We start from the raw sequence: 26,812 nt of genomic DNA, 5'->3' as shown, positions 1-26,812 counted from the left end.
GGCCATGCCCGGCGGTCGTGCATCAACGGCTCAGATGCAGGAACTGCAGGTGCCGTTCGTACTGGCTGATGATGTCGTTGATGATCTGCTTGCGGCTGTAGCCGACCAGGTCGTAGTCCTGGCTGCCTTCGAACAGGTGCACTTCGGCGCGGTAGTAGCGCTGGTTGCGCAGCTGCTGGGCAGCGAACGATGGCGTCAGGTAGCCGCTGAGGATCACCCGGTACAGGAAATCCTGCTGCTCGCCGTGGTTGACCGACAGTTCCATGTCGCCCGCCTCGAAGCGCGTGGCCACATCCCAGCCCTGCCCGCGCAGCTGCTCGGCCACCGCTTCCATCGCCGGCTTCACCGTATCGTCCATGAAGCGGTAGACCTGGTCGCGCACCGGGAAGTGCATGGCCTGGCTCAGGCGCTGGCGCCAGCCCTGGTGGTGGCGGTCATCGCCGATCAGCGGTGAGGGCCGGAACTGCTGCGCGCGCTCGCGGTGCGATTCGTCACTGAAGGCGCGGGTCAGGCCCCACATCATCAGCAGCAGCACCGCCGAGAACGGCAGCGAGGCCAGCACCACCGCCGATTTCAGCGCATCGATGCTGCCGGCCAGCAGCAGGCCTGCGGTGAGCACCGCGATGACCGTGCCCCAGAACACGCGCAGCCAGCGCGGGCCGTCGTCCTCGGGCGCACCGCCGTGCGAGGACAGCGTGGACAGCACCACCGCGCCCGAATCGGCCGAGGTGACGAAGAAGATGAAGCTCACCAGCACGGTCACCGCAATCACCACCCGGCTCCATGGGTAGCCATCCAGCAGCGCGTACAGCACCGTGGGCGGATCATCCACCGCCAGCTGTGCCAGCTGCTGCTGGCCATGGTGCAGCACCTGGTCCAGCGCACTGTTGCCGAAGATCGACAGCCACGCCAGGGTGAAACCGAGCGGTATCAGCAGCACGCCGAACACGAATTCGCGGATGGTGCGGCCACGCGAGATGCGCGCGATGAACAGGCCCACGAACGGCGCCCAGCCGATCCACCAGGCCCAGTAGAACACCGTCCAGCCACCCAGCCACTGCGGGCGGCCGCCATAGGCATACACGTCGAAGCTTTTGCCGACCACGCTGCCCAGGTAATCGCCCAGGTTCTGCATGAGCGTGCTGAGCAGGTACTGGGTGGGGCCGGCGCACAGCATGAACAGCACCAGCGCGATGGCCAGCAGCATGTTGATGTTGGCCATCCAGCGCACGCCCTTCTCCACCCCGGACACGGCCACCGCCACGGCGGCGCCCATCATGCTCGCCACCAGCAGGATCTGCACCAGGTTGGAGTGCGGCACGTTGAACAGGTGGGTCAGGCCGGCGTTGAGGTGCAGCACGCCGAAACCCATGTCGGCACCGATGCCGAACACGGTGGCGACGATGCCCAGTGCATCCACGGTGTAGCCGATGGGGCCGTTGATGCGCTTGCCGATGAGCGGGTACAGTGCCGAGCGCAGCGCCAGCGGCAGGTTGTGGCGGTAGGCGAAATAGGCCATCGCCATGGCCGCCAGCGCGAACACGCCCCAGCCATGCAGGCCCCAGTGCAGGAACAGCAGCTGCATGGCCTGCCGCGCGCCTGCCTCGCCGGCGGCGGCCTCGCCCTGCGGCGGCTGCAGGTAATGGGTCAGCGGCTCGGAAACGCAGAAGAAGAACAGGGTGATGCTGATGCCGGCGGCGAACAGCATGCCGGCCCACGAGAGATAGCTGAATTCCGGCTCATCGTGGTCGGCACCGAGCTTGATGCCGCCGTACTTGGACAGCGCCACGCCCACCACGAACACCAGGTACAGGGTCATCGCCAGCAGGTAGTACCAGCCGACGTTGAGTGCGGCCCAGTCCTGCGCCTTCAGCAGCAGGCGGCCGGCCCCCAGCGGGAACAGGCTGACGAACAGTGCGAAGGCAACGACAACGATCGCCGCGAAGGCGAAGACAGGCCGGAGAGTGCGCACCGGGGTGTGTTGAGGCTCCAGTGCTTCCATCGGCAGCCTTCTCCGGTCGATCAGGGATTAGCCGACCGAGTCTGCATGAACGGCAGTGGACGCAGGATGAAGTGCGGGGTTGCAACGACAGCCCGCCGACAGGTGCCGCGTGCTATCACGCGCGCGCCGCGCCGCTCAGCCCATCACGTGTACACCGCACAGCTTGTTGCCATCCGGATCGCGCAGGTAGGCCAGGTACAGCTGGCGCCCCGCCTTGTGGCGCACACCGGCCGGCGCTTCAATGGCGCTGCCGCCCTGGGCCACGCCGGCATCCTGCCAGGCATGCACCGCCTGCGGGGACTGCAGCGCGAAACCAATGGTGCCGCCGTTGGCGTGGCAGGCCGGCTGGCCATCGATGGGTGGGGTGACGATGAACATCCGCCCCTCCTTGATGTAGACCAGTTTGCCGTCCTCGTCAGTCATGCCCGGGCGCCCGCCCATGGCGACGAACAGGGCGTCGTAGAAACGGCGCGAGATCGCAAGATCGTTGGAACCGACGGTGATGTGGCTGAACATGGCGGGCACTCCATTGCGGGATGCCTGCAGTGTCGGCCCCCCCATCGCGCGCCGCAATCGCCGCCGCTCAGGCGGTGCTGAGCAGCAGGACCGCAGCGGTGACCAGGGCGATGCCCACCCAGCCGATGGGGCGCAGCCGGTTGCCGAACAGCAGGCGGCCGCAGGTGGCCGTGCCGATCACACCGATGGCACCCCACAACGCATAGGCCGTGGCGAGGTCGATGTGGCGCACTGCCTGGCCCAGCATCGCGAAAGCGATCCAGACCAGCACGATGGCCCCGGCACCCCAGCGCCAGCGGCGGAAGCCATCGGATCGGGCCACCATCATGTTGGCGGCCACGTCGATCAGGGCCGAACAGATCACGAAAAACAGTGCGGTCATGTTCATGCGTGCGCCTCCCCCAGGGTGACGCAGACGATGCCGACCACCGCCAGCCCCAGGCCGGCCAGCTGCTGCAGCGACAGGTGCTCGCCGAACACCCACACACCGACCACGGTCAGCAGGGTCAGGCCCAGGCCTTCCCACACGGCATAGGCCACGCCCACCGCGATGCGGCGCACCGACAACGCCAGGAAGTAATACGACAGGGCCAGTGCGGCCGCCATCACCGCATAGCCGACCCAGCCGCCATCGCGGGCGGCGTGGGCCATGAACGACGTGCCGACCACTTCGGCGACGATTGCCACGGTCAGGCAGGCCCAGGCGACCAGCGCGCCACGGGCAGGAACAATGCGGGACATGGGGAACTCCTTGTGGCCGCGCCGGAGCCGGAGGGTAGATCCACGCCGTGCGTGGAAGCGCGCTGCCTGCCGCAGGAGGGCGGTAGGCACGGGAGGCAGTATCATCGCCTTTTACGTTGGCCCCAAGATGGATTCCATCGACAGGAGCGATGGATCGATGCCCTACTCTCCCGAATCCCTGCAGGCCTTCGTCGAGGCCGCTGCGCTTGGTTCGTTCTCCGCAGCGGCACGTCGCCTGCGCAAGACCCAGTCCACCGTCAGCACCGCCATCGCCCATCTGGAAGCCGACCTGGGCGTGGCCCTGTTCGACCGCAGCGCGCGCTACCCGCAGCTGACCGAAGCCGGGCGCGAGGTGCTCGGACACGCGCAGGAGATCCTCGCCGCCGACCAGCGCCTGCAGCAGTTGAGCGTACGCCTGGCCGCGCCCATCGAGCCGCGGCTGACCGTGGTGTTCTCCGATGTCTACCAGCTCGACCCGGCGCAACGCGTGCTGCAGCGTTTTGCTGAGGCGTTTCCCGAGGTGGAGCTGGAATGGCTGGATGCCGAAGGCCGCGATGTGCTGGAGATCGTCGCCAGCGCGCGCGCCGACCTGGGCCTGCTGCCACGACAGGACCGCTATCCCGATGCGCTGCTGGCGCAGCCGCTGGCCCACCACAGCGAGCTGGCGATCTACGTGGCCCTCGAGCATCCGCTGGCACGGGCCGGCACGCGTGCTTCGCAGCAGCTGGCCCGGCACCGGCAGGTGCGGCTGAGCGCGCAGGCCGACCACGCACGCGCCGCCGCTGGCCGGGTGTGGACGGCCTCGGACTACCTGATGGTGATGGAGATGGCCGAGGACGGCATCGGCTGGGCTGAACTGCCGCGGGCACTGGTGCAGCGCTACGACCGCGGGCGGCTGCTGGAGCTGCGCCTGCCCGGCTGGCCGCGGCGCATCCACAGCGACCTGGTGCGCAGCCGCGACAGCCCGCCAGGGCCGGCCGCGTTGTGGTGGGCCGACGCATTGGGGTGATCGCGAGGAGGTTGTCCCGCGATTGCCGGCCAGCGGCCGGCACTCCCCATCAGTAGATCCACGCCATGCATGGATGCGAAGGATTTCAACCGGTCAACGGTGGGCCAGCGCGTACTCCAGCGCCGAGCGCACCGCCGCCACCTGCGCGTCGTTGCACTGCTCCGGCGTCGCCCGCGGGCTGTCCGGGTAGACCTCGGTGGTGGTGGTGTACTTCGCACCGGTGATGCCCGCGCACAGCGCCAGCTTCACCAGCGGGTACTCGATGACGCCGTGGGCGACCACCGGCGAACCGATGATCTCGTTCTTCTCATCCGCCGGAGCGATGTGGGTCACCTGCTCGACCGCAGCGATCACTGCCTGCTGGAACGCCGGCTGCGGGTTCTCGCTGTCATCGACCAGATAGAAGCCATCGGGAATCAGGCCCGGCTCGAACGGCTTGCCATCGCGCGCGGCCAGCGCCGGGCGGAACTCGCTCTCGTCGCTGTCGGTGGTCTCGTGCAGGTCGATGTGCAGCGCGAACTGGCCCTGGTACGGGGCGATCAGCGCGATGACGGCGGTCGATTCACGGGCCGGGCCATCAACGCGGAAATTGCGGTTCGGGTCGATCGCATCGTAGTTCCAGCGGTTGATGCGCTCGAAGCCCCACGGGTTCACGCACGGCGCCACCAGCAGGTTGGCCTTGCCGGCGTAGTCGGCCGCGTGCTGTTCCAGGAAATCCAGCGCCCCCATCACGCCGCTGGTCTCGTAGCCGTGCACGCCACCGGTGACCAGCGCCGCCGGCAGGGCCGGGTTCCAGTCGTGGCTGCGCAGGGCGAACAGGGTGTAGGTCTCACCGGCATAGTCGAGCTGGCCATAGGCCACCTTCTCGAAGCGGCCGGCCAGCGCTTCGATGCGCGGCAGCACTTCCTGGTCATAGCGGCGCAGGCGCTGCTGGCGGCCGCGCCACTGCTCCCGTTCCGCCGTGCCCCACGGCTGGCCAGGGGTTCCGACGGGATAGAAAGCGGCAGTGGACATGGCAGATCTCGGCAGTCAGGAAACAATCTTCCACTTTACCACCGGGCCATTCAGGCCACGGCCGCGCCTCCCCCGGAAGACGCATTCCATTGGCGAATGGAATCAGCAATAATTCTCATTTACGACCCTTCCGCGCCCGCCTCCATGCCCTTCCGAATCCTGCCCCCGGCCCGCCTTCCCCTGGCCGCCGCCCTGACCCTGTGCCTGTCCGCCACCGCCTTTGCGCAGGACAGCGCCACCACCCTGGACAGCATCCAGGTCTCCGGCAGCTGGCTGGGCACCGGCCTGCACGACAGCGTGAAAAGCTTCGCCGGTGCCCGCACCGTGGTCGACCGCCAGCGCATCGACGCCAGCGGCGCAGCCAGCATCGGCGATGCCATGCGCCGCATTCCCGGCGTGCAGGTCACCGACAACTCGGGCACGGCGGGCAGCTCGGTCTCGCTCAACATCGGCGTGCGTGGCCTGACCGGCCGCTACTCGCCGCGCTCGACCGTGCTGCTGGACGGTGTGCCGCTGGCAGTGGCGCCCTACGGCCAGCCGCAGCTCTCGTTTGCCCCGACCAGCCTGTCCAACATCGAGTCCATCGATGTGGTGCGCGGCGGCGGCGCGGTGCGCTACGGGCCGCAGAACGTCGGCGGCATCATCAATTTCAGCACCCGTGCCATCCCCACCGAGGCCGGCCTGCACGGCGAAGCCGGCGTGCGCTACACCGCCAACGACCACGGCGGTGGTGACAGCACCCAGTACAACGCCTTCCTGGGCGGTACCGCCGACAACGGCCTGGGCCTGGCCCTGCTGTACTCGGGCCAGGACGGCCGCGGCTGGCGCCAGGGCAGCGATGACCGCTTCGACGACCTCGCGCTGAAGTTCGCCTATGCCATCGACGAGCAGCAGGAGCTGCGCGCGAAGCTGTCGTACTACGATGTGCGCTCGCTGACCCCGGGCGGCCTGACCCGCGCCCAGTACGAGGCCGATCCGTTCCAGAACACCCGCCCCACCGATTTCTGGAAAGGCCACCGCACCGGCATCGACCTGGGCTACACCAATACCCTGTCGGCCAACAGCGAATTCGAAGTGCTGGCGTATTACAACGAAAGCAACCGCGCCAGCTCGCTGATCAATGCCGCCAACACCCAGCTGACCGTGCAGCCGCGCGACTACCGCGTGCTGGGCATCGAGCCGCGCTACACCCAGCGCCTGCGCTGGGGCAGCACGGTGCATGACATCACCGCCGGCTACCGCTTCCTGCGCGAGCGCGGCAACGACCGCAGCTACACCGTGGTCCGCCGCACCGGCGTGGAAAGCGCCATCACCCGCTTCGACAACGCCACCGATGCGCATGCGTTCTACGTCGACGACCGCATCGCCGTGGGCCAGTGGCGCATCACCCCGGGCGTGCGCATGGAGTGGATCGACATGGACCGCCGCCAGGCCGGCGGCGGCACCACCTTCAGCAGCCGCAACGACAAGGCACTGCCGTCGATCAACATCGCCTACCTGCTGACCCCGCAGCTGACCGTATTCGGCAACTACACGACCTCGTTCGGGCCGGTGCAGAACATCCAGCTGAATTCGCAGACCGCCAGCAACCCGCTGAACCCGGAAGTGGCCAAGACCACCGAACTGGGCGCGCGCTGGCAGGACGGCGCCCTGCGCGCGGAAGTGACCGTGTTCAAGATGCGCTTCGACAACCAGATCCAGCAGGTGCCGGGCATCACCCCGCCGACCTTCCAGAACATCGGTGCCACCGACCACAAGGGCGTGGAGAGCGCGCTGGAATACCGTTTCGCCGAGGACAGCGCACTGGCCGGGCTCGAGCTGTACGCGAACTACACCTGGACCAAGGCGATCCAGCAGTCCGGCGACAACCGCGGCCTGGACGTGCCCTTCTACTCGCGTGACACCGACAGCGTCGGCGCCCGCTACGCCCTCGCCGCCTGGACCTTCAACGTCTCCAGCACGCACCAGACCGGGCAGTTCTCCGATGCGGCCAACACCTGGGCCGAGAGCGCTGATGCGCGCGTGGGCCGGGTGCCGGGCGTGCGCCTGTTGAACGCGCAGGTGGCCTGGCAGGTGCCGGGCCTGGCTGACAGCGAGATCGCGCTGGGCGTGAACAACCTGGCCGACAAGCGCTGGTACACCCGCAACGTCGACGGCAACGCCGGGCGCATGGTGGCCGCGCCGCGCACCTTCTACGTGCAGGGCCGCTACCGCTTCTGAGCCCGTAGCCGCCCGATGCGGTGAGGGCAGCAATCACGGTGGCGGCGTATCATGCCGCCACCATGTCCTCCCACGCTTCGCCTTCCCGCCTGCATCTGGCCTTCCAGGGCCTGCGCCTGCGCCTGCGCGGCAGCGACCTGTGGTTCATCGCCCTGGCCCTGGTGGTCGGCCTGCTCGCCGGCGGCCTGACCCTGCTGCAATCGGGCATCGCGCGCTGGCTGCAGGCCGCGCTGTACGGCCTGGATGAAGGCATCCGCCTGAGTTCCCTGCCCTCGCTGCCGTGGACCGCCCTGCTGGTGCTGCCGCTGGGCGGCCTGCTGGTCGGCCTGGTCGCGCTGGCCGCCACCCGCCTCAAGCGCCCGCTGCTCGATGCGGTGGAAGCCAACGCCCTGCACGGCGGCCGCATGTCGATGCGCGACAACCTGATCGTGCTGACCCAGACCCTGATCTCCAACGGCTGCGGCGCATCGGTGGGCCTGGAGGCGTCGTACACGCAGATGGGCGCCGGCAGCGGCTCGCAGCTGGGCCGGGTGATGCGCCTGCGCCGCAATGACGTGCGCATCCTGGTCGGTGCCGGTTCGGCCGGTGCCATCGCCGCCGCCTTCGGTGCGCCGCTGGCCGGTGCGTTCTACGCCTTCGAGATCGTGATCGGTGCCTACACGCCCGCCGCCCTGGCGCCGGTGGCCGTGGCTGCACTGGCCGGTGCCTTCGTGGCCGACCAGGCCGGCATCGACGCCTATCTGCTGCCGGCCGCATCCACCATCGACGTGCGCGCCGCCGACTACGCCATCTACGGCCTGCTCGGCTGCTGCTGCGCCATGGTCGGCATCCTGGTGATGCGCCTGATCGCTTCGATCGAAGGCACGGTCAAGCGCAGCCCGCTACCGCTGTGGGGCCGCCCGGTGCTCGGCGGCCTGCTGCTGATTCCGCTGGCGATGGCCAGCCCGCAGGTGCTGTCTTCCGGCCACGGCGCGCTGCACCTGGACCTGACCACCCACCTGCCGCTGATCTGGATCGGCGCGCTGCTGACCCTCAAGTGCCTGGCCTCGGGCATCTCGCTGGGCTTCGGCTTCCGCGGCGGCCTGTTCTTTGCCTCGCTGTTCATGGGCACGCTGGTCGGTGCGCTGTTTGCCGGCCTGCTGGCGATGGCCACCGGCGTGCCGGTGATCGATGCCACTTCGGCCGCATTGGCTGGCATGGCCGCGCTGGCGGCCGCCGTGGTCGGCGCACCGATGACCATGGCCATGCTGGTGCTGGAAGGCACCCACGACTTCCTGCTGACCAGCGTGGTGATGAGCGCGGTGCTGGTGTCCAGCACGCTGGTGCGGCAGTGGTTCGGCTATTCGTTCTCCACCTGGCGCATGCATCTGCGCGGGGAAACCATCAAGAGCGCGCGCGACGTGGGCTGGGTGCAGAACCTCAATGCCGGGCGGATGATGCGCAAGGGCGTGGCCACCGCACCGGCCGACCTGGATACGGCCTCGTTCCGCCAGCGCTTCCCGCTGGGTTCGGGCGGCCGCGTGATCCTGGTGGACAGCGAAGGCCACTACGCCGGCATCGTGCAGATTCCGCGCATGTACGGCGATGGCGTGAAGCCGGACGCGGTGGTGGGCGACTATGCCGAGAACCGCGACGTTGCCCTGGCCGCCAACGCCAACGTGGTGGCGGTGATGCAGCGCTTCGACCAGACCCAGGCCGACGAACTGGCGGTGGTGGCCAGTGATGGCCAGGTGCTGGGCGTGGTCTCCGAAGCGTTCGTGCGCAAGCGCTACGCCGAAGAGCTGGACAAGCGCCAGCGCGAGTTGATGGGCGAACGCGTCGAAGACAGCGATTGACGTTCATCCACGCATGGCGTGTATCTACTGCCACGGATCCGGTTGATTCAGTAGATCCACGCCATGCGTGGATGGCAGAACCTGCGGCCGCTACAGCGCCTCGCCGGCGTCGGCCAGGCGTGATTCGATCAGCGCGTACCACTGCTGCAGCGTGTCGATCAGCATGTCCATCTCGGCATCGGCACGTTGCGCGCGCCCGCTGCGCAGGCAGGCCTGCGCGTCCTGCAGCTGGGTGAGGAACCCGGCCACGGTGTCGGCCTGCAGGATCAGGCCGGGAAGGCGCCGGCCGGGAAGGCGCACCACCGAGTGGTTGCCAAGCTGGCCATACACGCTGACTGTGGTTTCCGTCTTCATGGACAAGGGCAGGAATTGGGCATTCATCGCGTGCACCATGGAAAGACCTGGCCCGCCGGCAAGCGGAGATGACGGGGGAGACGCATCCACGCCGGCCGGCGGATCAGGGGGGAAACACGGGCGCCGGCAGGGCCGGCGGGGGCGCTCAGTCGAGCCGGGCGGTACCGGCGATCTGCACGCGGCGGTTCGGCGCCAGGCAGGCGATCAGCTCGCGCTGGCTTCGCTGCGTGCACTCCACGAGGGGGTCGGCGGCGCCGCGTCCTTCCGCGCTGATGGCCTGTGCAGGTACCCCGCCCTGCACCAGTGCCACCCGCACCGACTCGGCACGCCGCTGCGACAGCCGCTGGTTGTAGTCGGCGCCGCCGATACGATCGGTGTAGCCGACCACCTGGATCGACTGCACCTGGCTGGCTTCACGCACCTGTGCGAGCACGCCCTGCACCGCCGTCTGGCCTTCCTGGCTCAGCACGTCGCTGTCGAAGCCGAACAACGCATCGGCGGACAAGCGCAGCGGCTGGGCCGGCAGCGGCGCAGGCGCGGCTGCAACCGGCGGCGGCGGCGGCGGGTCAAGCACGGCCGCGCAGGCCTGCGGCTTCCAGTGCCCGGCCTGGGCGATGCCCTTGCCGTCGAATTCCACCTGGAACTGGCACGTGAAGTATTCCGCGCCCTGTGCGGTGCGGAAGTTGAACAGGTAATTCCACCTGCGCACGCCCCACATGCCTTCGTTGAAGTGCGGCGTGCCCAGCAGCGCGTACAGTTGGCGCTTGCTCATGCCAGGGGCGAAGCGGCGCAGGTCGGCCACGTCGGGATAGGTGCCTTCCTTCAGTGATGCCTTGCTGGCATCGGGAAAGCTGACCAGGGTGTCCGCAGCCGGCGATTCCCCGGCGGGTGCGGTGCTGCGGCAACCGGCCAGCAGGCCGGCGGCCAGGACCAGGATGAGCGACGCGGCGAACGGGCCGGGGCGCGAGGTGCGTTGGAACGTCATTGGGATTCCCCCTGTCGATGTGGTGGGCAGGGCCGGGCTGTCGCGCAGCCCGGCCCGCGCGCTTACCACTGGATGCCGGCGCCGACGGCTACGCCGGCTTCGCCACGGGTGTTGGTGGAACCGCTGAACTTGTAGATCCAGCGGCCGCCTTCGGAGACACCGGAGATGCCCAGCGCCATGCCCGATTCGCCGTTGTAGCTGCCCGCCGCGAACGAGGCCATGCTGCGACCCGCTTCACTGGGCTGCGGCAGTGCGGCGGTGGCCATGGCCGAGGCGATGCCGGCCGAAGCGCGGTTGTCGGTCTTGCGCAGTTCGCGCTCGAAGCCGCCCATGCGCTCGTCGGTGTAGGCCTTGGACCAGTCCAGGGTCTGCGACATGCCGGCCCTCAGCTGGTCGACGTTGACCGCATCGGTACCGGCGGTACCGGCCGCCACGTTGCGCACGGTGGTCGGGCCACCGGTGGTGCTGCCGAGGGTGACGCTGTTGAAGTTGGTGTCGCCGTTGACGGTGGTGTCGTAGCGCAGCGTGCCCTGCTGCGATGCCTGCAGCTGGCGCACGTTGACCGCATCGGTGGCCTGGGTGCCGTCGGCCACGTTGACCACCTGGCGTTCGGCACCGGCAGCGCCCACCGACACCGTGTTGGCGCGGTTGGCGACGGAGCCGGCGCCCAGCGCCACCGAGTTGTCGGCCTGCGCCTGCGCGCCATTGCCCAGCGCAGTGGAGTTGGCCCCAGCGGCGGTGGAGCCGGCACCACCGGCGGCGGAGTTGGCGCCGGTCGCGGCCGGGTCGGCCAGGTTGTTGCTGTTGTTGGCGCGGAAGCTGCCCGCCACGTTGGTGATGTTCTGGATCTTCTGGTCGGTGTAGGCCTTGGACTGGTCGATGGCGTAGTTCACGCCGTTGTTCAGTTGGCCCACGTTGGTGGCGTCGTGGTCATCGGAACCATCGGCCACGTTGGTGATCTTGCGCTCGGCACCACTGCTGCCCACCGAGACTTCACCGGCCGAGTTGCTGGCGCCGGCTTCGCCGTAGGCGCCGGTGTAACCGGTCTGTGCGCCGACGCTGGCGACCGAACCACTGCCCAAGGCCACGCTGTTGTCAGCGCTGGCGCTGGCGCCGTTGCCGACGGCCACGCTGGAGGCACCGGCCGCGCTGGCCTGCGGACCCACCGCCACCGCCTCGTCGCCGGTCGCGGTCGCTGCGGCGGCAGCCGAATTGACCGCCAGGTAGGGACTGGCGCTGCCATTGAGGATGCGCTGGTTGAGCGTGCGCAGCGAACCGTCGACCGCCGAGAAGGCGGCGGTGACGTTGCTGTAGTCGTTGAGCGAGATGCTGCCGTCGGTGGCGATGCTGGAAATGCTGAAGGACGGTGCGGTCCACTGCGAGGTGGTGCCGTCGTAGGTGGTGCTGCCACCGAAGTAGTTGGCGATGGTGGCGTGGGTGGCGAACAGCTGGTCGCCGGTGATGGCATCGCTGCTGCCGGCCTGGATGCTGCCAGCGGCCACGTTGGTCAGCGTCACCGCAGCGCCACCGGTACCGCTGAGGGTGACCGAATCCATCAGGTCACCGGTGCCATCCACATCGTATTTCACCGCACGCTTGTCCAGGTCGTCGGTCTGGTCGACCACGTTGGCCAGCGAATTGCTCACCGCATCGAAGGCACTGCCCACGTCGTTGTAGCTGCCCTGGCTGATGGTGCCGTTGGCGGCGACGTTGTTGATGTTGTAGGTCGGCGCGGTGACCACCCCGTTGCCATCCACCGTCGAACCGCCGCCCAGGTGGGTGGCCACGGTCTGGTTGGCGGCAAACAGCTGGGCGCCATTGATGGCTTCGCTGCTGAGCGCGCTGACTTCGCCCGGGCCCAGGTTGCGCAGGGTGGTGGCGGTGCCGCCCTGGCCCAGCGTGGCGCTGGCGTAGTCCACGCTGCCATCGGCGTTGAGGTCGTATCGCAGCGCGCCCTCCTCCGATGCCTGCAGCTGGCCCAGGTTGACCGCATCGGTCGCCTCGGTTGCTGCGGCGACGTGGGCGATCTGGCGTTCGGCACCGGCGGCGCCGACGGAGACGGTGTTGTCACGGTCGGCCAGGCTGCCTGCGCCGACGGCGATGCTGTTGGCGGCGGTGGCCTGCGCGTTGCTGCCGACGGCGATGGAGTCGCTGCCGGTGGCCACGGCTTCCACGCCGGTGGAGTTCACCCGCAGGTACTTGGTGCCGCCGTTGCGGATGTCGTTGATCTGCGTGTTGAGGTTCACCAGCGAGCCATCGACGGCGTCGAAGGCATCGGTGGCGTTCTCGTACGCGCCCTGCGCGATCGCGCCGTCTCCGGAGATGGTGCTGATCTCGAACAGCGGTGCGGTGAAGGCACCGGTGGCCGGGTCGAAGGCCGTGCGGCCGCCGAAGAAGCGCGTGATCGCATCATTGCTGGTGAACAGCTGGCTGCCGTTGACCGCTTCGGTGCTGGTGGCGCTGATCGCACCTGCGGCCAGGTTGCCCAGGGTGGTGGTGCCGGTGCCATTGCCCAGCGTGACACGGCGGTAGTCCGGGTCACCGTTGGCGTCCAGGTCGTAGGTCACGGCGACGTCACCCAGTGCATCGATCTGGCTGATCGCGCCCCTCAACTGGGCGACGTTGACCGCATCGGTGTTGGCACTACCCGCGGCCAGGTTGGTGATCTGCCGCTCGCCGCCGTTGGCGCTGCCCACGGACACTTCGCCGGCGGACACCTGCGCTGCGGTCAGGCCGTATGCGCTGTAGCTGGCCTGCGCGCCGCGCAGTGCAGCCGAGCGGTAGCCCAGCGCCACCGAATTGGCCTTGTCGGAGGTTGCCTCGGCGCCGAGCAGGGTCTGCCCGTTGGCGGTGCCGGAGGCGCTGTCGCCGACGATCACCGAATGGCCCATGCGCGCGGCATAGTCCGCGGTGGGCACGCCGGTGGGGTTGGTCGGATCGTTGGTGCCGTTGCCGGGGAAGGCGACGTTGGCATCGACCTTGGGCAGTTCGTGGCGTGCGTTGGCGCCGATCACCACTTCCCTGGAACCGTTGGCGAAGGCGCCGTCACCCATCAGCACCTGGTAATCCTGCGCCGGATTGACCGCCCAGCAGGAGATATCGGCCAGGCCGATATCCAGGCACTTGGCCGCCCAGTCCGGCGACTGGCCCGGCAGCAGCAGGCCGAGCAGCCCGCCCGGGTTGCCGTTGTTGATGTTGTAGATGTAGCTGTCCGAGGTGACGCCGCCGATCAGCGTGAGGTGGGAATTCCCACCGGTGACTGCACCGCCCAGGCCGTTGAGGGTGGTGCCGACCGGTGTGGCGTTGACCACCGGAATGCCCAGCACGTTGACCGTGGAATAGGTCTGCATCACGTTGGCCGTGCTGACCTTCAGGTTGCCGTTGGAGAGGTAGCCGGTGCCGCCGAACAGGCTGGCGGTGGTCGGGCCGATCAACGCGCTGACACCACCGACCAGGCCGCCGGTGCCGACGATCAGGCCGGCATTCGGATCGGCCGCTGCGGGTGCCTTCGGGCTGTTCGGCGGGATGGCCGACGGCTGGGTCAGGCCCAGGCCATCGAGGGTGTTGCCGAGCAGGCCACCCACGGCACCGCCGAGGTTGCCGACCGTGCCGTTGAGATCGCCGTTGACCAGGCTGCCGACGGCACCGCCGACACCGTTCAGCGCACTGCCGACGCCGGTGAGCAGGCCACCCAGGCCCAGCGAACTGGTCTGCGCGCCCACCACCGTGCTGCCGGCCAGTTTCAGGTTGCGGTCGGCGATGACCGGCTCGCCATCCGGACCCAGCACGCGCACCTTGCCGGCGACGGTGCCATCGAGCCCGGCAGTCAGTGCACGATCATCGGTGTCGCCCGGCAGTTCCTCCTTGGCCGGCAGCGTGGCCGACGCCGCAGCGCCTACCTTGCCCTGGCCTTCGATGGCATGGCCGGCCAGCGCCAGCTTTGCATCGACCTGGCCATCGACCGCGGCCTTCAGGCCGGACAGCGACGTGGTCGGCGTTGCCGCCACGGTTGCGGCGACCGCGGCCTTGGTATCGAGAGCCGCAACCGGCGTGCCCGCTACGCCCACATGGGCCTTGGCAGCGGCCGTGGTGGCCACGGCGAGCGGTGCCTGCGACTGCGGGGCCAGCTGCGCCGCCACGGCGGCTTCGACGCGGGTGCTGCTGCCCAGCCCGACCGACGCACGCACATCGGCCGCCACGCCCGGCGCGGCCACCTGCTGCGGCGCCTTGCCGGTGCCCAGTGAAACCTTGACCGTGGCCGGCAGTACATCGCGTACCACCGGCAGGCCGGTGGTGCTCAGCTGCAGCCCGATGCGCGCATCGGTGCTGATGGCCGGGCTGGTCTGCGCCTGGCGTGCGGCGGCGGCCAGTGCCACTTCGGCATCGACCTTCACCGGCATGGTCTGGGTGTACTTGGCCGCCAGTGCCTGCAGGTCACGCAGTGACTGATTGGCTTCAGTGGCGGCCGCTGTGCCGCTGGCGAGGACACTGAGCAGTGCCAGGGCCAGTGCGCTGGGCACCAGCAGTTTCGATTGCGGATCGCGGAGCGTGGTCGCCCCGCCATCGCCGGTGGCCAGTTCCGAGGCCACGACAAGAGCATTGAGCTGGCGGTTCCATACACGCCGGTAAATGCGGTTCATGAGCACTTCCCCCGTTGACGAACGACTTGAAATCCAGTGGGCATGCCGGTCGGCACGTGACTGACATTTCAGCGGTTTCAACGTTGGCGGGGCACTTCATTCCGGCACGGCAATCGCGCATTCCGGCAAAGCCACGGGCGGATTCGGCAGGCGGATATGCAGATTCGGCAGCGCGCCGGTTTCAGGCCGGTTGGCCGATCTGCGCGGGCGAACGCATCAGGGTATCGCGTGGCAGTTCGCCGAACACCTTGCGGTAGTTGTCGGCAAACCGGGACAGATCCCACAGGCCGCAGCTGAGCGCGATGGCCTTGACCGAGCGGCGGCTGGAATCGGCCATCGACAAGCTGCGGCACGCCGCGCACAACCGCAGCATCGACAGGTAGCGGTTGGGCGACACGCCGAACAGGTCCTCGAACGCATAGCGCAGGCCGCGCTCGCTGACCCCGGCCGCATCGCAGATTTCATTCATGTATATATTGCGCCGCAGGTTGAGCCGCATGAAGTTCTCGGCCCGCTGCGCGATCAGGTAGTGCGTCCGCCGCGCCCGGGTGAAGCCGGGCCGATCGCCGGGCCCCGCCGCCAGCAGCGCCTGGATGTGTTCATGCAGCAGGCGGTCGGTCTCTTCCGGCTGCAGGGCGGTGCCCTGCCCCAGCTGCGCGTGCAGCTGCAGGTAGTGGCTGGCCAGCGCCTGGCTGTCGACGGGCAGCTGCACCAGGCTCAGGGCCTGGCCGGCCGGCGGCGTGCTGCGCAGGCTCAGTTCGGTGAGCTTGCGCTGCACCCGCGCCACCGGCAGCAGCATGGCCGTGATCCGGGTGCCGGCGCTGAGCGTGAATTCACTGATGCCTTCCGGCAGCACAGTGAATGACATGCCCGCCACCATCGGCACGCCGTGGCACCAGCTCTGCACCTCATCGGTGGCATGCACGAACCCGAGCATCGCCCAGTCCGGGGGCAGCATGAAGCGCCCGCGGCAATGGAAGCCGCAGGTGATGCTGCAGAACAGCGCTTCGTCGTGCACACGCGAAGAGAAGGCAGCCCTGGGGCCGTTGCCGTCGAGCAGCAGCAGCTCCACATCGCAGACGCGAAGCACACCGCTCAGCGTCGCCAGGTCGATCGACCGGAGTTCGCCGTCGTCGAGCTGGCCGCCTTCGATATCGCCCACCCCACCTTCCATGACAGTGTCGTCCCCCATGAGTCCGTATCCGCCGCCCCCACTGCCTGACAGGGCGCGCGCCGTAGTCCATTCACCGTCCCGGCTTTCAATGCAGGTCGGCTGCCACGCTTGCTTGTCGAATGCACCTGAGTATTGCGTGTAAATCAGCGCCCGTAAACAGTGACGCATTACGTTAACCATTAATTTTTCCTGTTTCCAAACAGGTCGCCGAATGGCACGGAATTCGCATGCGGCAAAGCCTCCCGGCGATTTTCTCGATCCAAATGAACGGATTTGTCGGGCAACGTTTTTTCTTCACGCAAACGGCCGCTTTTCTTCACGTGAAAATGGCTTTGTGCCGAATTTGCATATTGATTTGGCTTGCGGCACCGCGCCATTCGGGCAAGAGTCGAAGCCATGGTGATCCGGCCAGGCGACAGCGGCCTCACCCAGGGGGAAACATGCGAAAGCACGCCACCAGCAGACACTCGACCCGCGGCCGGACGCCGCGCCATGGTGGTCGCGTGGCAGCTGCTCCCCGGGTTCTGGATCACGACGAATAAGCAGGGAGGGGAATGTCCCGCCCTGTCCCCCTGCCAGGAAGGCGGGGGTCCATGGATGGACCCGGCGGAGCCGGGCGCCCATTCAAACCGGGTAATACAGCTAAACCTGACTGGTATAGGGAGACAACCGTCATGAACGCATCCATCCGCAAATTCCTCAACGAAGAAGACGGCGTGACCGCGCTGGAATATGGCCTGTTGGCGGCGGTCATCGCCGGCATCCTGGTCGTGGTCGGCAAGGCGCAGATCACCGCATTCTTCACCTCGCTGTTTACCGCGCTCACCAATACCGCCAAGGACGCCACCACTGCCGCGCAGTGAGTCGCCATGCCGTCGAGGGTTGCCTCCGCGCAACCTCGATGGCGGTTTCAGTTTCACGTACGTGTCCATTGAAGGACGCTGAGGGTGTGGGATGACGCTACTGGGGCTGTTGGCCATGGGATTGAGCCTGCGCATCGCGATCAGCGATCTGTATGCCCGCCGTGTCCCCAACGCCTGGCTGGCCGGAGCGTGCGCGCTTGCCCTCCCGTTGATCGTCGCCGGCCAGTTTTCCGGCCCGCACCTGCCATGGTGGGGGCACCTGCTGGGCGCCGCGCTGGGGCTGGCATCGCTGCTGCCCTTCTACGCGCTCGGCTGGATGGGCGCAGGTGACGTCAAGTTCTTCGCCGTGCTGGGCCTGCTGCTGGGCTGGACCGCCCTGCTGCCGATCTGGATCGCCGCAAGCCTGGTGGCAGGCCTGCATTCGGTACTGGTGATCAGCGCACGACGAGTAGTGCCCTGGGTGCCGCCACGCCTGCACCTGCACTGCGCGCGGCTGAGCGCGCACTGGCAGGCGCGCCCGGCCATCCAGGACATGCACCTCGCCCGCCAGGGACGCAAGGGCATCCCCTACGCCGCCTATCTGGCCTTCGCCGCCATCGGCTGGGTCCTGGCCTCGACCCAGGGAGTCATGCCATGAGGATGATCGGACGCCATCGCCAACGCGGCGTCATCACCGTCGAGTACGCGCTGATGATGATGCTCGGCTTCATCCCGCTGCTGATGCTCACTTTCTCGGGCGTGATGATCATGGCCGCGCAGCAGACCCTGGCCACCGCATCGGCAGAGGGTGCGCGCGCATCGCTGCGTTTCGGCAGCACCGCCGAGCGCCGCGTCGCCGCGTGCTCGGCCGCGCGCCGCTCGATGCAGTGGCTGCTGCAGTTCTCGGGCCAGGATCCCGATTGCGGTTCGGCCAGCAGCACGGGCAGCGGCGCCGGCGCCATCGTGGTATCGCCGCCTGCCGCCTGCAGCGGCCTGGCCAGCGCGCAGTGCGTGACCGTCACGGTCAGCTACGACTATTCCAGCCACCCCTTCCTTCCTGGCACCGGCACGCTGTACGGCTGGGTGATGAAGGCCCCCATCCGCAGCGTCGCGGTCGCCCAGCTCGACCTCGGCAGCAACTGACGACCGGTTTCAGGAGATGGTTCCATGCTCAAGTTGACCCGCATCGCCGCCATCGCACTGATCGCGCTGGCCCTGCTGCTTGCCGTAGTGGCGTTCATGGTGGGCCGCAAGCCCGCCACCACGGCGACCGCGCCCATGGCAGCCTCCACCAGCGATGCGCGCACCGTCACCGTGGTGGAAGCCGTGGCCCGCCTGCCGGCCGGCGAACCGATCCGCGCCGATGGCGTGCGCCTGGCCCAGCGCACTGCGGCCGAGCCCGGCGCGTCGTCCGACCTGGGCTCGGTGCTGGGCAAGGTGCCGGTGCAGGACATCGCCGAGGGCACTACGGTCAACCGCAGCCTGCTTGCCCAGGGTTTCTCGCTGCAGCTTCGTCCCGGCGAGCGCGCACTGGCGGTGCCGGTCGATGAGCTGGTGGGCGCGGGCAACCGGATCCTGCCCGGCGATTTCGTCGATGTGTTCCTCAACCTGCGCAGCACCAGCAACAGCGCGAACGGCCAGCCGGAACTGGCCCAGACCCGCCTGCTGCTGTCCCGACTGCGGGTGTTGAGCTACGGCCAGCAGGACATCGCCGTGGACCCGGGCCAGACCAGTGCTGACAACGGCGGCAGTGCGCAGGGCGACGACCCGCGCGCCGCCGACATTACCGGCAGCTCGAGCGCCAGCAGCCACAACGATGCCACCCAACCGGCGCGCAGCGCGGTGCTGGCAGTGCCGGTGAACGAGGCCAACCGCCTGTTGCTGGGCGCCCAGCAGGGCAAGCTCTACCTGGCGCTGCGCAACCCGGCCGACGCGGGCCTGCCCGACGTCGCCCTGTTCCCGCAGGCACGCGGCGTGCTGGATCCGCTGCGCGGCCTGGACACCGAACAGCAGCAGGCACTGCAGCGCCCCGAAAACAACGCCTATGCCGGCATCGACGGCGACGGTCTGGCAGGCGCTTCCGCGCGACCGCGGCCGGTGGCCGACGCAGCGCCGCGCGCGGCCGCACCGCGTCGTGCAGCCGCGCGCCCTGCCGGCATCGAGATCATCCGTGGCGACAGTGCAGCCCCCCGCGGTTCCCTTTGACCTGCCCCCGAGACCTTCCATGACCGTACATCGCTCGCATCCTCGCCCGACCGCCCGCCAACGCTGGCTGGCCCTGCTGCTGGTGCTGCTGGCGCCCGGCACGGGCGTGGCGGCAGATGAGCTGGTGCTGCAGGCCCGCGAACAGCGTCCGTGGACCCTGCCGGCCGACCTGGAACGGGTCGCCATCGCCGATCCGGGCGTGGCCGATGTGGTGATGCTGCGCGGCCAGCGCCAGGCATTGCTGGTGGGCAAGGCGCCCGGCACCACCACCCTGCTGCTGTGGCACCGCAAGCAGAGCGAGCCGCAGCGACTGCAGGTCCGCGTGCAGAGCGCCGTGCAGGGTGCCGCCGATGCCGGCCGCAACGGCCTGGTGTTCACCCAGCAGGACCAGCAGGGCCTGCTGCAGGGAAGCAGCGACAGCATGCTGTCCCACATGCAGGAGCAGAAGACCGCTGCCATGGCACTGGGCAAGGAAGGCATGCTGGCCGACGCCTCCACCATCGCCAGTGGCGGCGTGGTGCAGGTGGAAGTGAAGGTGGTCGAGTTCAACAAGACCGCGCTGAAGCAGATCGGCATCAGCTTCCAGAACCGCAACGGTGGCTTTGCCTACGGCTTCGCCCGCCCCGGCGGCATCCTGCCGGGCAACACCGGCATCCTGCCCGGCATGCAGGAAGGCAACAGCAGCAACGAAGCCGAATCACCGATTTCCTCGGCGTTCCGGCTGGTGTTCGGTTCCACCAACGGGTTGTGGAATGCCGACGTCGACCTGCTGCAGAGCAACGGCATGGCACGCGTGCTGGCCGAGCCGACCCTGGTCGCCCTGTCCGGCCAGAGCGCGAGCTTCCTGGCCGGCGGCGAGCTGCCGATCCTCGAGCCACAGGGCCTGGGCACCACCACCGTCACCTACAAGCCGTTCGGCATCGGCCTGACCGTCACCCCCACCGTGCTGTCGGCCAACCGCATCGCCCTGAAGGTCGCACCGGAAGCGAGCGACCTGGACTACACCAACGCGATCGCCCTCAACGGCGTGCAGATTCCCTCCATCAGCACGCGCCGTGCCGATACCACGGTCGAACTGGGCGACGGCGAGAGCTTCGTCATCGGCGGCCTGGTCAGTTCCACCGTCGCTTCCACGGTGAACAAGATCCCGATGCTCGGTGACCTGCCGATCATCGGCTCGTTCTTCCGCAACCTGGATTACAAGCGTCAGGACAAGGAGCTGGTGATCATCGTCACCCCGCGCCTGGTGCAGCCGCTGGCCCGCAACACCGAACTGCCGCTGCCCGGCGACCGCGAATCCCGCCCGCACCTGCCCGAATGGGGTGCATGGCTGCTGGGTCCGGTCAGCCAGGACCCGGTACCCGGATTCTCGCGCTGACCCGATGCTGCGGACCCCACGCCCATGCCCTACGCCACCGCCCAGCCATTGCATGCCTCGGGACCACCGATGAATCTGGTCCTGTACGGCGTCGATCGTGAACTGCTGCCCCGGCTGGCGGCACGGCTGCCGGCATCGGCAGTGCTGCACTGGCAGGACAGCGCGCAGCCCACCTCCGCGCAGGACCTGCAGCGCGGTGCCAATGGCCTGGTCCTGCTCGACTTCCGTCCCGAGTACGCGGCCTCGTCCATGGTGCTGGCCGCGCAACTGCAGCAGACCCAGCCCGACCTGAACCTGGTGGCGGTGGGGGCGACCGGCAACAGCCAGGTGGAAGGCGTGGTGATGGCCCTGCGTGCCGGCCTGCGCGACGTGCTTGACCTGGACAGTGACAACGCCGGCATCGAAGCCGCGCTGCGCCGTGCACTCTCGCCGCGTGCCGCAGCCGCCGCCCAGCCCTCGCACCGGGCGCGCTTCATCCTGCTGCTGGGCGTGCGTGCCGGCGTCGGCACCAGCACCCTGGCGGCCCATCTGGCGGTGCTCGCGCAGCAGCAGCGAGTCGACGCCGCCGACGATGCCGCCGGCACCGATGGCCTGCTGATGGAACTGGCCCAGCCAGCGGGCGACCTCGCGCTGTACCTCAACCTGGACAGCCGCTTCCACTACGAGGACGCACTGCGCAACGCCAGCCGTATCGATGCCACGCTGGCGCGCACGGCGATGGCCCGGCACACCAGTGGCCTGGTCCTGCTCGACCGCGCCAGCGGCAGTGATGCCGTGCCGCCGTCCGACCCCGGCGCCCTGCTGCAGCGCCTGCGCGGGGTGTTCACCAGCGTGCTGTGCGATGCCGGCGGCTGCCCGCTGCGCCAACTGCCGCCGCTGCTGCTGGAACAGGCCGATGAGATCTGGCTGGTCGCCGACACCGCCATCGCCACCCTGGTGTCGCTCGACCACGCCCTCAAGCATCTGAGCGGGCAGCGCGAACGCGAAAGCCGCCTGCAGCTGGTGGTCAACCGCCATGACGAACACAGCGGCCTGACCCCGGAACAGATCGCACGACGCTTCGAACTGCCCCTGCTGGCCACCCTGCCCGAGCGCCCGCGCGTGCGGGCCGCGGCCAGCCACGGCCACCTGCTGCTGCAGGATGCCCCGCGCGATCCGTACCTGCGCGCCCTCGCCCCGCTGGTGGCGCGACTGGACCCGGCCGCCGGCCCGGCCCTGCCGCCCGGCCTGCGGGAAAGACTTGCCCTTGCCCTGGGTGGAACGCCATGGAAGACAAAGTGACCCTGTTTCCCAACGCCATGGCGCGTGCCGTGCTGCCTGAAAGCGCACCGGCCAGCCCACCGTTCGCGCAGACCGAGCAGTACCAGAAGGTGCTGTCGGCCGCGCATGAGCATCTGCTCAACAGCATCGAGGATGAGCGGATCGACATCGATTCGTGGGCGCCGGACACCATCGCACGCTGGGTGCAGGTGCAGACCGTCAGCTTCATCCAGGAATGGCGCATCCCGATCAACGAGGAGGAGATGCAGGCTGTTGCCCAGGGGCTGGTGAAGGAGCTCACCGGTTTCGGCCCGCTGGATGACCTGCTGCATGATCCGACGATCGAGGACATCCTGATCAACGGCTTCAAGGACGTGCACGTCTCGCAGGGCGGCATGCTGCGGCGCGCGACCCAGCGCTTCACCGACGATACCCATCTGCTGCGCATCCTGCGCCGCATCCTGGCCCCGATCGGGCGCCGCCTGGACGACTCCAATCCGATGGTGGACGCGCGCCTGCCCAACGGCGGCCGGCTCAACGCCATCATCTCGCCACTGGCCGTGGACGGGCCGATGGTGTCCATCCGCAAGTTCCGCAAGGATCCCTTCACCCCCGACGAGCTGCTGGCCAAGGGCACCTTCGACGCACCGATGCAGGCGCTCATCAAGGCCATGGTGCTGGGCCGCTGCAACATCCTGGTCTCCGGCGGCACCAGCTCGGGCAAGACCTCGCTGCTGAACGCACTGACCAGCTACGTGCCCGAAACCGAGCGCGTCATCACCGTGGAGGACACCGCCGAGCTGTCGCTGAACCATCCGCACGTGGTGCGCCTGGAAAGCCGCGTGGGGGGCGCCGATGGACATGGTGCCGTCGGCATCCGCGACCTGGTCCGCAACAGCCTGCGCATGCGCCCGGACCGCATCGTGGTCGGCGAAGTACGTGGCGCGGAAGTGCTGGAGATGCTGCAGGCCATGAACACCGGCCACGACGGCTCGATGGCCACCATCCACGCCAACTCGCCGCGTGACTGCCTCTACCGCATCGAGATGCTGGCCGGCTTTGCCGGCTTCCAGGGCAGCGAGGACAGCCTGCGCCGGCAGATCGCCAGCGCGATCGACTTCATCGTGCAGATCGCACGGCTGCCCAGTGGCCGCCGCGTGTTGGTATCGATCACCGAAATCACCGGCGTCAGCGACAACCTGATCACCACCCAGGAAATGTTCCGGCACGAAGTGCAGGTGGACGCGAGCGGGGCCGAGGTCAACCGCTGGATCGGCCTCGGCTTCCAGCCGCATTCGCGCAAGCTGGAGCCTTTCCGCCAGCTGCTGCGCGAATCGCTGTACGGAGACTTCTGAGCATGGGCATCGGCGCACTCCTGCTGCTGAGCATCGTCGCCGTGCTGCTGGCCGCCGCCGTGTGGCTGTGGGGCGCCGCGCACGGCCGCGAACAGCGCCAGGCCTCCCTGCAGCATGCCGAGCAGCAGCTGGGCCGCGGCGGCAACGCGCCCGCTGCGGCCAGCGACCCGAGCCGGGGGGCACCGGCAACAGCCAAGCGCAGCCTGCCCTGGGATGCCTTCCTGCAGCGCGCCGGGCTGAGCCCGGGCTGGAAACTGCCGCTGCTGCTGATCGTGCCCGGCATCGCGCTGTCCGCCGTGGCCGTACTGCGCCTGGGCACGCTGTGGATGTTCCCGCTGACCCTGGGCCTGTACCTGCTTGCCTGCGTACTGTGGATCGTCCGCCGTACCACCCGGCTGCGGGCGCGCCTGCTGCACCAGCTGCCCGACTTCCTCGACAACCTGGTGCGGCTGACCGCGCTGGGCAACAGCCTGCAGATGGCGTTCCAGACCGCATCGGTACAGACCACCGCGCCGTTGCGCGACATGCTCGACACCACCGTGCGCTATGCGCGCAGCGGCATGGACCTGGACCGGGCGCTGGGCATGGCCGCCCAGCCCTACCAGATGGACGTGCTGAAGGTGCTCGCCGTGGTGATCGGCGTCAGCGTGCGCATTGGTGGCCGCTCCGACCAGATCCTGCAGCGCATGGGCGACTTCATGCGTGACCTGGAACAGGCACAGCAGGAACTGGCCGCCACCACCTCGGAAACCCGCATGTCGGCCTGGGTGCTGGGGCTGCTGCCACCCATCAGCGCGGTGATCATGGCCATCAGCAGCCCCGATTTCTTCCAGCCCGTGCTGCACGACCCGCTGGGCCACAAGGTGCTGTTGATCGCCCTCGGCCTGGAACTGGTCGGTGGCTTCCTGCTGTATCGCCTGGCGCGCTCGCTATGAGCGCACGCCTGTTCCCGGGAGACCTGCAATGAGCGCCGCGACCTGGTGGATGCTGGCCCTGCTGGTGCTGGCCGCGGGCGTGGCCCTGCTCGGCCTGGGCGGCTGGGTGCGCGGCAGCCGTGAAGCACGCACCAGTGCCACCCTGCAGACCGCCCTGCGCCCGCGTGACGCCGCGCCGCCGGACGCCGCGCCGGCCCGCGATTCCTTCGGCTGGCTGCAGCAGCTCGGCCAACTGTTCACCGGCGGCCGGCTGGAGGCCGCCCTGCTGGCCAGCGAAGACCGGCTGCTGCTGGATCTGGCCGGCTGGAACACGCGTCGCGGCACCGCCATCTATCTTGCGCTGCGGCTGCTGCTGGCCATGCTGGTACTGGTGGCTGCACTGGCGCTGAGTGATGCTACCGGGGCGTCACGCTTCATGGTGGTCATCGGTGCACTGGCAGCGGGCCTGCTGCTGCCCAAGTTCGCACTGTCCAGCTGGGTGGCACGCCGGCGCCGCGCGGTATCCAACGAACTGCCGCTGCTGATCGACCTGCTGCGCCTGCTGCAGGGCGTGGGCTTCAGCATGGACCAGAGCCTGCAGACGCTGGGCGAGAAGCTGCGCGATGCACTCCCGGTGCTGGGCGGCGAGATCCATGAAGCCAACACCGCCTATTCGCTGGGCCGTACGCGCGCCCAGTCGCTGCGCCGCCTCAGCGACGTCTATGGCGACGATGACCTGTCCAGCCTCGTGCAGCTGATCCTGCAGGTGCACGCACATGGCGGTGCCGTGCAGGAGCCGCTGCGCCAGTTCAGCGTGCGCCTGCGCGAACAGCGCCGCAACACGCTGAAGGAAAAGGTCGGAAAGCTCTCGGTGAAGATGACCGTGGTGATGATGCTGACCCTGCTGCCGGCGCTGATGCTGGTGCTGGCCGGCCCTGCGCTGGTGGCGCTGGCCAATACCTTGACCAAGATGGGATGAACACCATGCCCGCACTTCGCCCTGCCTACCTGCTGTGTGCCCTGGCCGCGCTGGCCGGTTGCGCCTCGACCACGCCGGCCTACCGGCAGGCGCCGAGCCTGGCCGAACCCACGCCAGCGCCGCAGGACAGCCGCAACACCTACCTGGAACTGATCGCACGCATGCAGCAGCAGGGTGCATGGTTCGCCTCGCTGGCCCACGTGGATGCCTATCGCCAGCGCTTCGGCGATGCGCCCGCCCTGCGCCTGCTGCAGGCCGATGCCCTGCGCGAAACGGGCCAGGCCGACGCCGCGGCCGACATCTACCGCAGCCTGGATTCCGGCCCACAGGCGGCCGCGGCCGCGCACGGCCTGGGGCTGATCGCCGCGCGCCGCAACGATGATGCCGCCAGCGAACAGGCCTTGGCACGGGCCACCCGCCTGCAGCCATTGAACACCGACTACCTCGGTGACCTGGGCTACGCACGCCTGCGTGCCGGCCAGCTGGACCAGGCGCGCGAACCACTGGCCAAGGCACTGGAGCTGCAGCCGGGCAATGCCAAGGCCACCGCCAACCTGGCGCTGTGGGCCGTACTGCGCGGCGATGCCGCCACCGCCGAGCGCCTTGCGGCGCAGGCACAGCTCAGCCCGGACGTACAGCGCAACATCAGTGAACAGGCGCAGCAGATACGCGCGCGCTGGCAGCAACGTGACGCCGCGCGCAGCACGCAGGCCACCGCGCCCGTCGCAGCAGCGCGCAGCAGCATGCCCACCCGCGTTGCCGTGCCGGGCCGGATCGCCGCCGAAGCCACGCGCAGCGAACGCGATGACCGGCTTGTCCCACGCCTCGCCCCCTCCATGCTTGAACGCTTCGGCAGCGCCGACCACCCCACCGGGAACACGCCATGACCGCCTCTCCTTTCCTGTCCCGCCCCCGCATGGCCCTGGCCGCCAGCTGCCTGCTCTGGGCGTCAGCAAGCAACGCGCAGTCGCCGCAGCCGCCGCTTACCGGGCAGATGATGGGCGGCCCGCTGCCCGCCGTGGCCGTGCCAGCGCCAGCGCCGCCTGTGCCCGTGCACACGCCAGCAGCGGCCGAGCCCCTGCCCACCGTCGATCTGACGGCGCCCGCGGTTGCGTCTGCAGCCAGTACCGCCAGCATGCAGGCCGCGCCGGTTGCCACCAGCAGCACCGCCGCGCTGGCACTGTCCGGCAATGGCGCCACCGTGCGCCACCTGTTCCAGCTGCAGGCCTCCGGCACCCAGGCGGGCGCCCGCCTGCCGATGCTCGGCGACCAGGCCACGGCCAGCTATGCGCGCTACCTCAAGAGCTTCGAACACGAAATCCCGGACTTCTTCGAAACCGACGTGACGCGCGGCTCCGGCACGTCCGGCTCCAGCCGCTGAGGACTCGA

24 protein-coding genes are annotated in these 26,812 nt (G+C 68.8%); 14 read left to right on the top strand and 10 right to left on the bottom strand.

Translation table 11 applies throughout. From position 1 onward, the window contains the following. Window positions 1-22: 22 nt before the first annotated feature. From betT to C1926_RS15040, 4 genes are all read right to left on the bottom strand, one after another. Complete coding sequence (betT, locus tag C1926_RS15055) at window positions 23-2,002, bottom strand: choline BCCT transporter BetT (protein WP_108759735.1); 1,980 nt, start codon at window positions 2,000-2,002, stop codon at window positions 23-25. A 135-nt stretch (window positions 2,003-2,137) separates the two neighbouring features. Continuing rightward, entirely contained in the window at window positions 2,138-2,518 is a 381-nt protein-coding gene (locus C1926_RS15050) for a VOC family protein (protein ID WP_108759734.1), read from the bottom strand. Between the two features lie 67 nt (window positions 2,519-2,585). Continuing rightward, on the bottom strand, window positions 2,586-2,906 hold the full coding sequence (locus C1926_RS15045; protein WP_108759733.1) for a multidrug efflux SMR transporter: 321 nt from the start codon (window positions 2,904-2,906) through the stop codon (window positions 2,586-2,588). Then, window positions 2,903-3,259: an SMR family transporter gene (locus C1926_RS15040; protein ID WP_079222147.1), complete on the bottom strand. Its 357-nt coding sequence runs from the start codon at window positions 3,257-3,259 to the stop codon at window positions 2,903-2,905. Before C1926_RS15040 ends, C1926_RS15045 begins: the two co-directional genes overlap by 4 nt. 157 nt (window positions 3,260-3,416) lie before the next feature. Here C1926_RS15040 and C1926_RS15035 point away from each other — a divergent pair, with 157 nt between their 5' ends. Beyond that, on the top strand, window positions 3,417-4,268 hold the full coding sequence (locus C1926_RS15035) for a LysR family transcriptional regulator (protein WP_108759732.1): 852 nt from the start codon (window positions 3,417-3,419) through the stop codon (window positions 4,266-4,268). Window positions 4,269-4,361: 93 nt separating this feature from the next. On the opposite strand, the gene C1926_RS15030 is transcribed toward C1926_RS15035, so the two are convergent. Next, on the bottom strand, window positions 4,362-5,282 hold the full coding sequence (locus C1926_RS15030; RefSeq protein ID WP_108759731.1) for a M14 family metallocarboxypeptidase: 921 nt from the start codon (window positions 5,280-5,282) through the stop codon (window positions 4,362-4,364). Between the two features lie 144 nt (window positions 5,283-5,426). Here C1926_RS15030 and C1926_RS15025 point away from each other — a divergent pair, with 144 nt between their 5' ends. Next, the gene (locus C1926_RS15025) at window positions 5,427-7,502 is read left to right on the top strand and encodes a TonB-dependent siderophore receptor (protein WP_108759730.1); all 2,076 of its coding nucleotides are present in this window, start codon (window positions 5,427-5,429) and stop codon (window positions 7,500-7,502) included. A gap of 62 nt (window positions 7,503-7,564) precedes the next feature. Continuing rightward, window positions 7,565-9,337, top strand: a complete 1,773-nt coding sequence (locus tag C1926_RS15020) for a chloride channel protein (RefSeq protein WP_079222151.1) — start codon at window positions 7,565-7,567, stop codon at window positions 9,335-9,337. A gap of 90 nt (window positions 9,338-9,427) precedes the next feature. Here C1926_RS15020 and C1926_RS15015 read toward each other — a convergent pair whose 3' ends face one another. The 5 genes from C1926_RS15015 to C1926_RS21560 form a co-directional block, all read right to left on the bottom strand. Beyond that, window positions 9,428-9,730, bottom strand: coding sequence for a hypothetical protein (locus C1926_RS15015; protein ID WP_079222152.1), 303 nt, complete (start codon window positions 9,728-9,730; stop codon window positions 9,428-9,430). 106 nt (window positions 9,731-9,836) lie between these two features. Continuing rightward, window positions 9,837-10,676, bottom strand: coding sequence for an OmpA family protein (locus tag C1926_RS15010; protein WP_108759728.1), 840 nt, complete (start codon window positions 10,674-10,676; stop codon window positions 9,837-9,839). Between the two features lie 62 nt (window positions 10,677-10,738). Continuing rightward, window positions 10,739-15,316 (bottom strand): YadA-like family protein, encoded by a 4,578-nt coding sequence (locus C1926_RS15005; RefSeq protein ID WP_108759727.1) that lies wholly within the window; start codon window positions 15,314-15,316, stop codon window positions 10,739-10,741. A gap of 181 nt (window positions 15,317-15,497) precedes the next feature. Further along, window positions 15,498-16,508, bottom strand: coding sequence for an AraC family transcriptional regulator (locus tag C1926_RS15000; protein WP_108759726.1), 1,011 nt, complete (start codon window positions 16,506-16,508; stop codon window positions 15,498-15,500). A gap of 161 nt (window positions 16,509-16,669) precedes the next feature. Then, complete coding sequence (locus C1926_RS21560; protein WP_159095125.1) at window positions 16,670-16,888, bottom strand: hypothetical protein; 219 nt, start codon at window positions 16,886-16,888, stop codon at window positions 16,670-16,672. Window positions 16,889-17,164: 276 nt separating this feature from the next. Between C1926_RS21560 and C1926_RS14995 the strand changes: the two genes are divergently transcribed. The 11 genes from C1926_RS14995 (at window position 17,165) to C1926_RS14945 (ending at window position 26,804) form a co-directional block, all read left to right on the top strand. After that, window positions 17,165-17,353, top strand: a complete 189-nt coding sequence (locus C1926_RS14995) for a Flp family type IVb pilin (RefSeq protein ID WP_108759725.1) — start codon at window positions 17,165-17,167, stop codon at window positions 17,351-17,353. A gap of 91 nt (window positions 17,354-17,444) precedes the next feature. After that, window positions 17,445-17,990: a prepilin peptidase gene (locus C1926_RS14990; protein WP_108746861.1), complete on the top strand. Its 546-nt coding sequence runs from the start codon at window positions 17,445-17,447 to the stop codon at window positions 17,988-17,990. After that, complete coding sequence (locus tag C1926_RS14985) at window positions 17,987-18,475, top strand: TadE/TadG family type IV pilus assembly protein (protein ID WP_079222158.1); 489 nt, start codon at window positions 17,987-17,989, stop codon at window positions 18,473-18,475. Before C1926_RS14990 ends, C1926_RS14985 begins: the two co-directional genes overlap by 4 nt. Window positions 18,476-18,499: 24 nt before the next feature. Beyond that, window positions 18,500-19,537 (top strand): Flp pilus assembly protein CpaB, encoded by a 1,038-nt coding sequence (gene cpaB, locus C1926_RS14980; RefSeq protein ID WP_108759724.1) that lies wholly within the window; start codon window positions 18,500-18,502, stop codon window positions 19,535-19,537. Window positions 19,538-19,556: 19 nt separating this feature from the next. Then, complete coding sequence (locus C1926_RS14975) at window positions 19,557-20,915, top strand: type II and III secretion system protein family protein (protein WP_079222160.1); 1,359 nt, start codon at window positions 19,557-19,559, stop codon at window positions 20,913-20,915. A 24-nt stretch (window positions 20,916-20,939) separates the two neighbouring features. Further along, the gene (locus tag C1926_RS14970) at window positions 20,940-22,196 is read left to right on the top strand and encodes a fimbrial protein (protein WP_108759723.1); all 1,257 of its coding nucleotides are present in this window, start codon (window positions 20,940-20,942) and stop codon (window positions 22,194-22,196) included. Beyond that, window positions 22,181-23,530 (top strand): CpaF family protein, encoded by a 1,350-nt coding sequence (locus tag C1926_RS14965; protein WP_108759722.1) that lies wholly within the window; start codon window positions 22,181-22,183, stop codon window positions 23,528-23,530. The genes C1926_RS14970 and C1926_RS14965 overlap by 16 nt, the downstream gene beginning before the upstream one ends. Window positions 23,531-23,532: 2 nt before the next feature. Beyond that, window positions 23,533-24,465 carry a type II secretion system F family protein gene (locus C1926_RS14960; RefSeq protein ID WP_108759721.1) on the top strand — a complete coding sequence of 311 codons (933 nt, stop codon included), beginning with the start codon at window positions 23,533-23,535 and terminating at the stop codon, window positions 24,463-24,465. Window positions 24,466-24,493: 28 nt separating this feature from the next. After that, complete coding sequence (locus tag C1926_RS14955; RefSeq protein ID WP_108759720.1) at window positions 24,494-25,423, top strand: type II secretion system F family protein; 930 nt, start codon at window positions 24,494-24,496, stop codon at window positions 25,421-25,423. A gap of 5 nt (window positions 25,424-25,428) precedes the next feature. Beyond that, complete coding sequence (locus C1926_RS14950; protein WP_108760718.1) at window positions 25,429-26,310, top strand: Flp pilus assembly protein TadD; 882 nt, start codon at window positions 25,429-25,431, stop codon at window positions 26,308-26,310. After that, window positions 26,307-26,804 carry a DUF3613 domain-containing protein gene (locus C1926_RS14945; RefSeq protein WP_108759719.1) on the top strand — a complete coding sequence of 166 codons (498 nt, stop codon included), beginning with the start codon at window positions 26,307-26,309 and terminating at the stop codon, window positions 26,802-26,804. Before C1926_RS14950 ends, C1926_RS14945 begins: the two co-directional genes overlap by 4 nt. Window positions 26,805-26,812: the final 8 nt, after the last annotated feature.

Source organism: Stenotrophomonas sp. ZAC14A_NAIMI4_1 (assembly GCF_003086915.1).
Lineage (GTDB): Bacteria > Pseudomonadota > Gammaproteobacteria > Xanthomonadales > Xanthomonadaceae > Stenotrophomonas.
Note: the sequence above shows the minus strand (reverse complement) of the source record. Positions and strands in the feature narration are given on the sequence as shown.

Bases quoted from the DNA above. Each gene is read 5' to 3' on its own strand.
- C1926_RS14975 (WP_079222160.1), top strand. From the start codon at position 19,557: ATGACCGTACATCGCTCGCATCCTCGCCCGACCGCCCGCCAACGCTGG.
- C1926_RS15020 (WP_079222151.1), top strand. From the start codon at position 7,565: ATGTCCTCCCACGCTTCGCCTTCCCGCCTGCATCTGGCCTTCCAGGGC.
- C1926_RS15040 (WP_079222147.1), bottom strand. From the start codon at position 3,259: ATGTCCCGCATTGTTCCTGCCCGTGGCGCGCTGGTCGCCTGGGCCTGC.
- C1926_RS15030 (WP_108759731.1), bottom strand. From the start codon at position 5,282: ATGTCCACTGCCGCTTTCTATCCCGTCGGAACCCCTGGCCAGCCGTGG.
- C1926_RS14985 (WP_079222158.1), top strand. From the start codon at position 17,987: ATGAGGATGATCGGACGCCATCGCCAACGCGGCGTCATCACCGTCGAG.
- C1926_RS21560 (WP_159095125.1), bottom strand. From the start codon at position 16,888: ATGGCTTCGACTCTTGCCCGAATGGCGCGGTGCCGCAAGCCAAATCAA.
- C1926_RS14955 (WP_108759720.1), top strand. From the start codon at position 24,494: ATGAGCGCCGCGACCTGGTGGATGCTGGCCCTGCTGGTGCTGGCCGCG.
- C1926_RS15025 (WP_108759730.1), top strand. From the start codon at position 5,427: ATGCCCTTCCGAATCCTGCCCCCGGCCCGCCTTCCCCTGGCCGCCGCC.
- cpaB (WP_108759724.1), top strand. From the start codon at position 18,500: ATGCTCAAGTTGACCCGCATCGCCGCCATCGCACTGATCGCGCTGGCC.
- C1926_RS14965 (WP_108759722.1), top strand. From the start codon at position 22,181: ATGGAAGACAAAGTGACCCTGTTTCCCAACGCCATGGCGCGTGCCGTG.
- C1926_RS14945 (WP_108759719.1), top strand. From the start codon at position 26,307: ATGACCGCCTCTCCTTTCCTGTCCCGCCCCCGCATGGCCCTGGCCGCC.
- betT (WP_108759735.1), bottom strand. From the start codon at position 2,002: ATGGAAGCACTGGAGCCTCAACACACCCCGGTGCGCACTCTCCGGCCT.
- C1926_RS14970 (WP_108759723.1), top strand. From the start codon at position 20,940: ATGCCCTACGCCACCGCCCAGCCATTGCATGCCTCGGGACCACCGATG.
- C1926_RS15000 (WP_108759726.1), bottom strand. From the start codon at position 16,508: ATGGGGGACGACACTGTCATGGAAGGTGGGGTGGGCGATATCGAAGGC.
- C1926_RS15050 (WP_108759734.1), bottom strand. From the start codon at position 2,518: ATGTTCAGCCACATCACCGTCGGTTCCAACGATCTTGCGATCTCGCGC.
- C1926_RS14950 (WP_108760718.1), top strand. From the start codon at position 25,429: ATGCCCGCACTTCGCCCTGCCTACCTGCTGTGTGCCCTGGCCGCGCTG.
- C1926_RS15015 (WP_079222152.1), bottom strand. From the start codon at position 9,730: ATGGTGCACGCGATGAATGCCCAATTCCTGCCCTTGTCCATGAAGACG.
- C1926_RS14990 (WP_108746861.1), top strand. From the start codon at position 17,445: ATGACGCTACTGGGGCTGTTGGCCATGGGATTGAGCCTGCGCATCGCG.
- C1926_RS15035 (WP_108759732.1), top strand. From the start codon at position 3,417: ATGCCCTACTCTCCCGAATCCCTGCAGGCCTTCGTCGAGGCCGCTGCG.
- C1926_RS14995 (WP_108759725.1), top strand. From the start codon at position 17,165: ATGAACGCATCCATCCGCAAATTCCTCAACGAAGAAGACGGCGTGACC.
- C1926_RS15010 (WP_108759728.1), bottom strand. From the start codon at position 10,676: ATGACGTTCCAACGCACCTCGCGCCCCGGCCCGTTCGCCGCGTCGCTC.
- C1926_RS14960 (WP_108759721.1), top strand. From the start codon at position 23,533: ATGGGCATCGGCGCACTCCTGCTGCTGAGCATCGTCGCCGTGCTGCTG.
- C1926_RS15045 (WP_108759733.1), bottom strand. From the start codon at position 2,906: ATGAACATGACCGCACTGTTTTTCGTGATCTGTTCGGCCCTGATCGAC.
- C1926_RS15005 (WP_108759727.1), bottom strand. From the start codon at position 15,316: ATGAACCGCATTTACCGGCGTGTATGGAACCGCCAGCTCAATGCTCTT.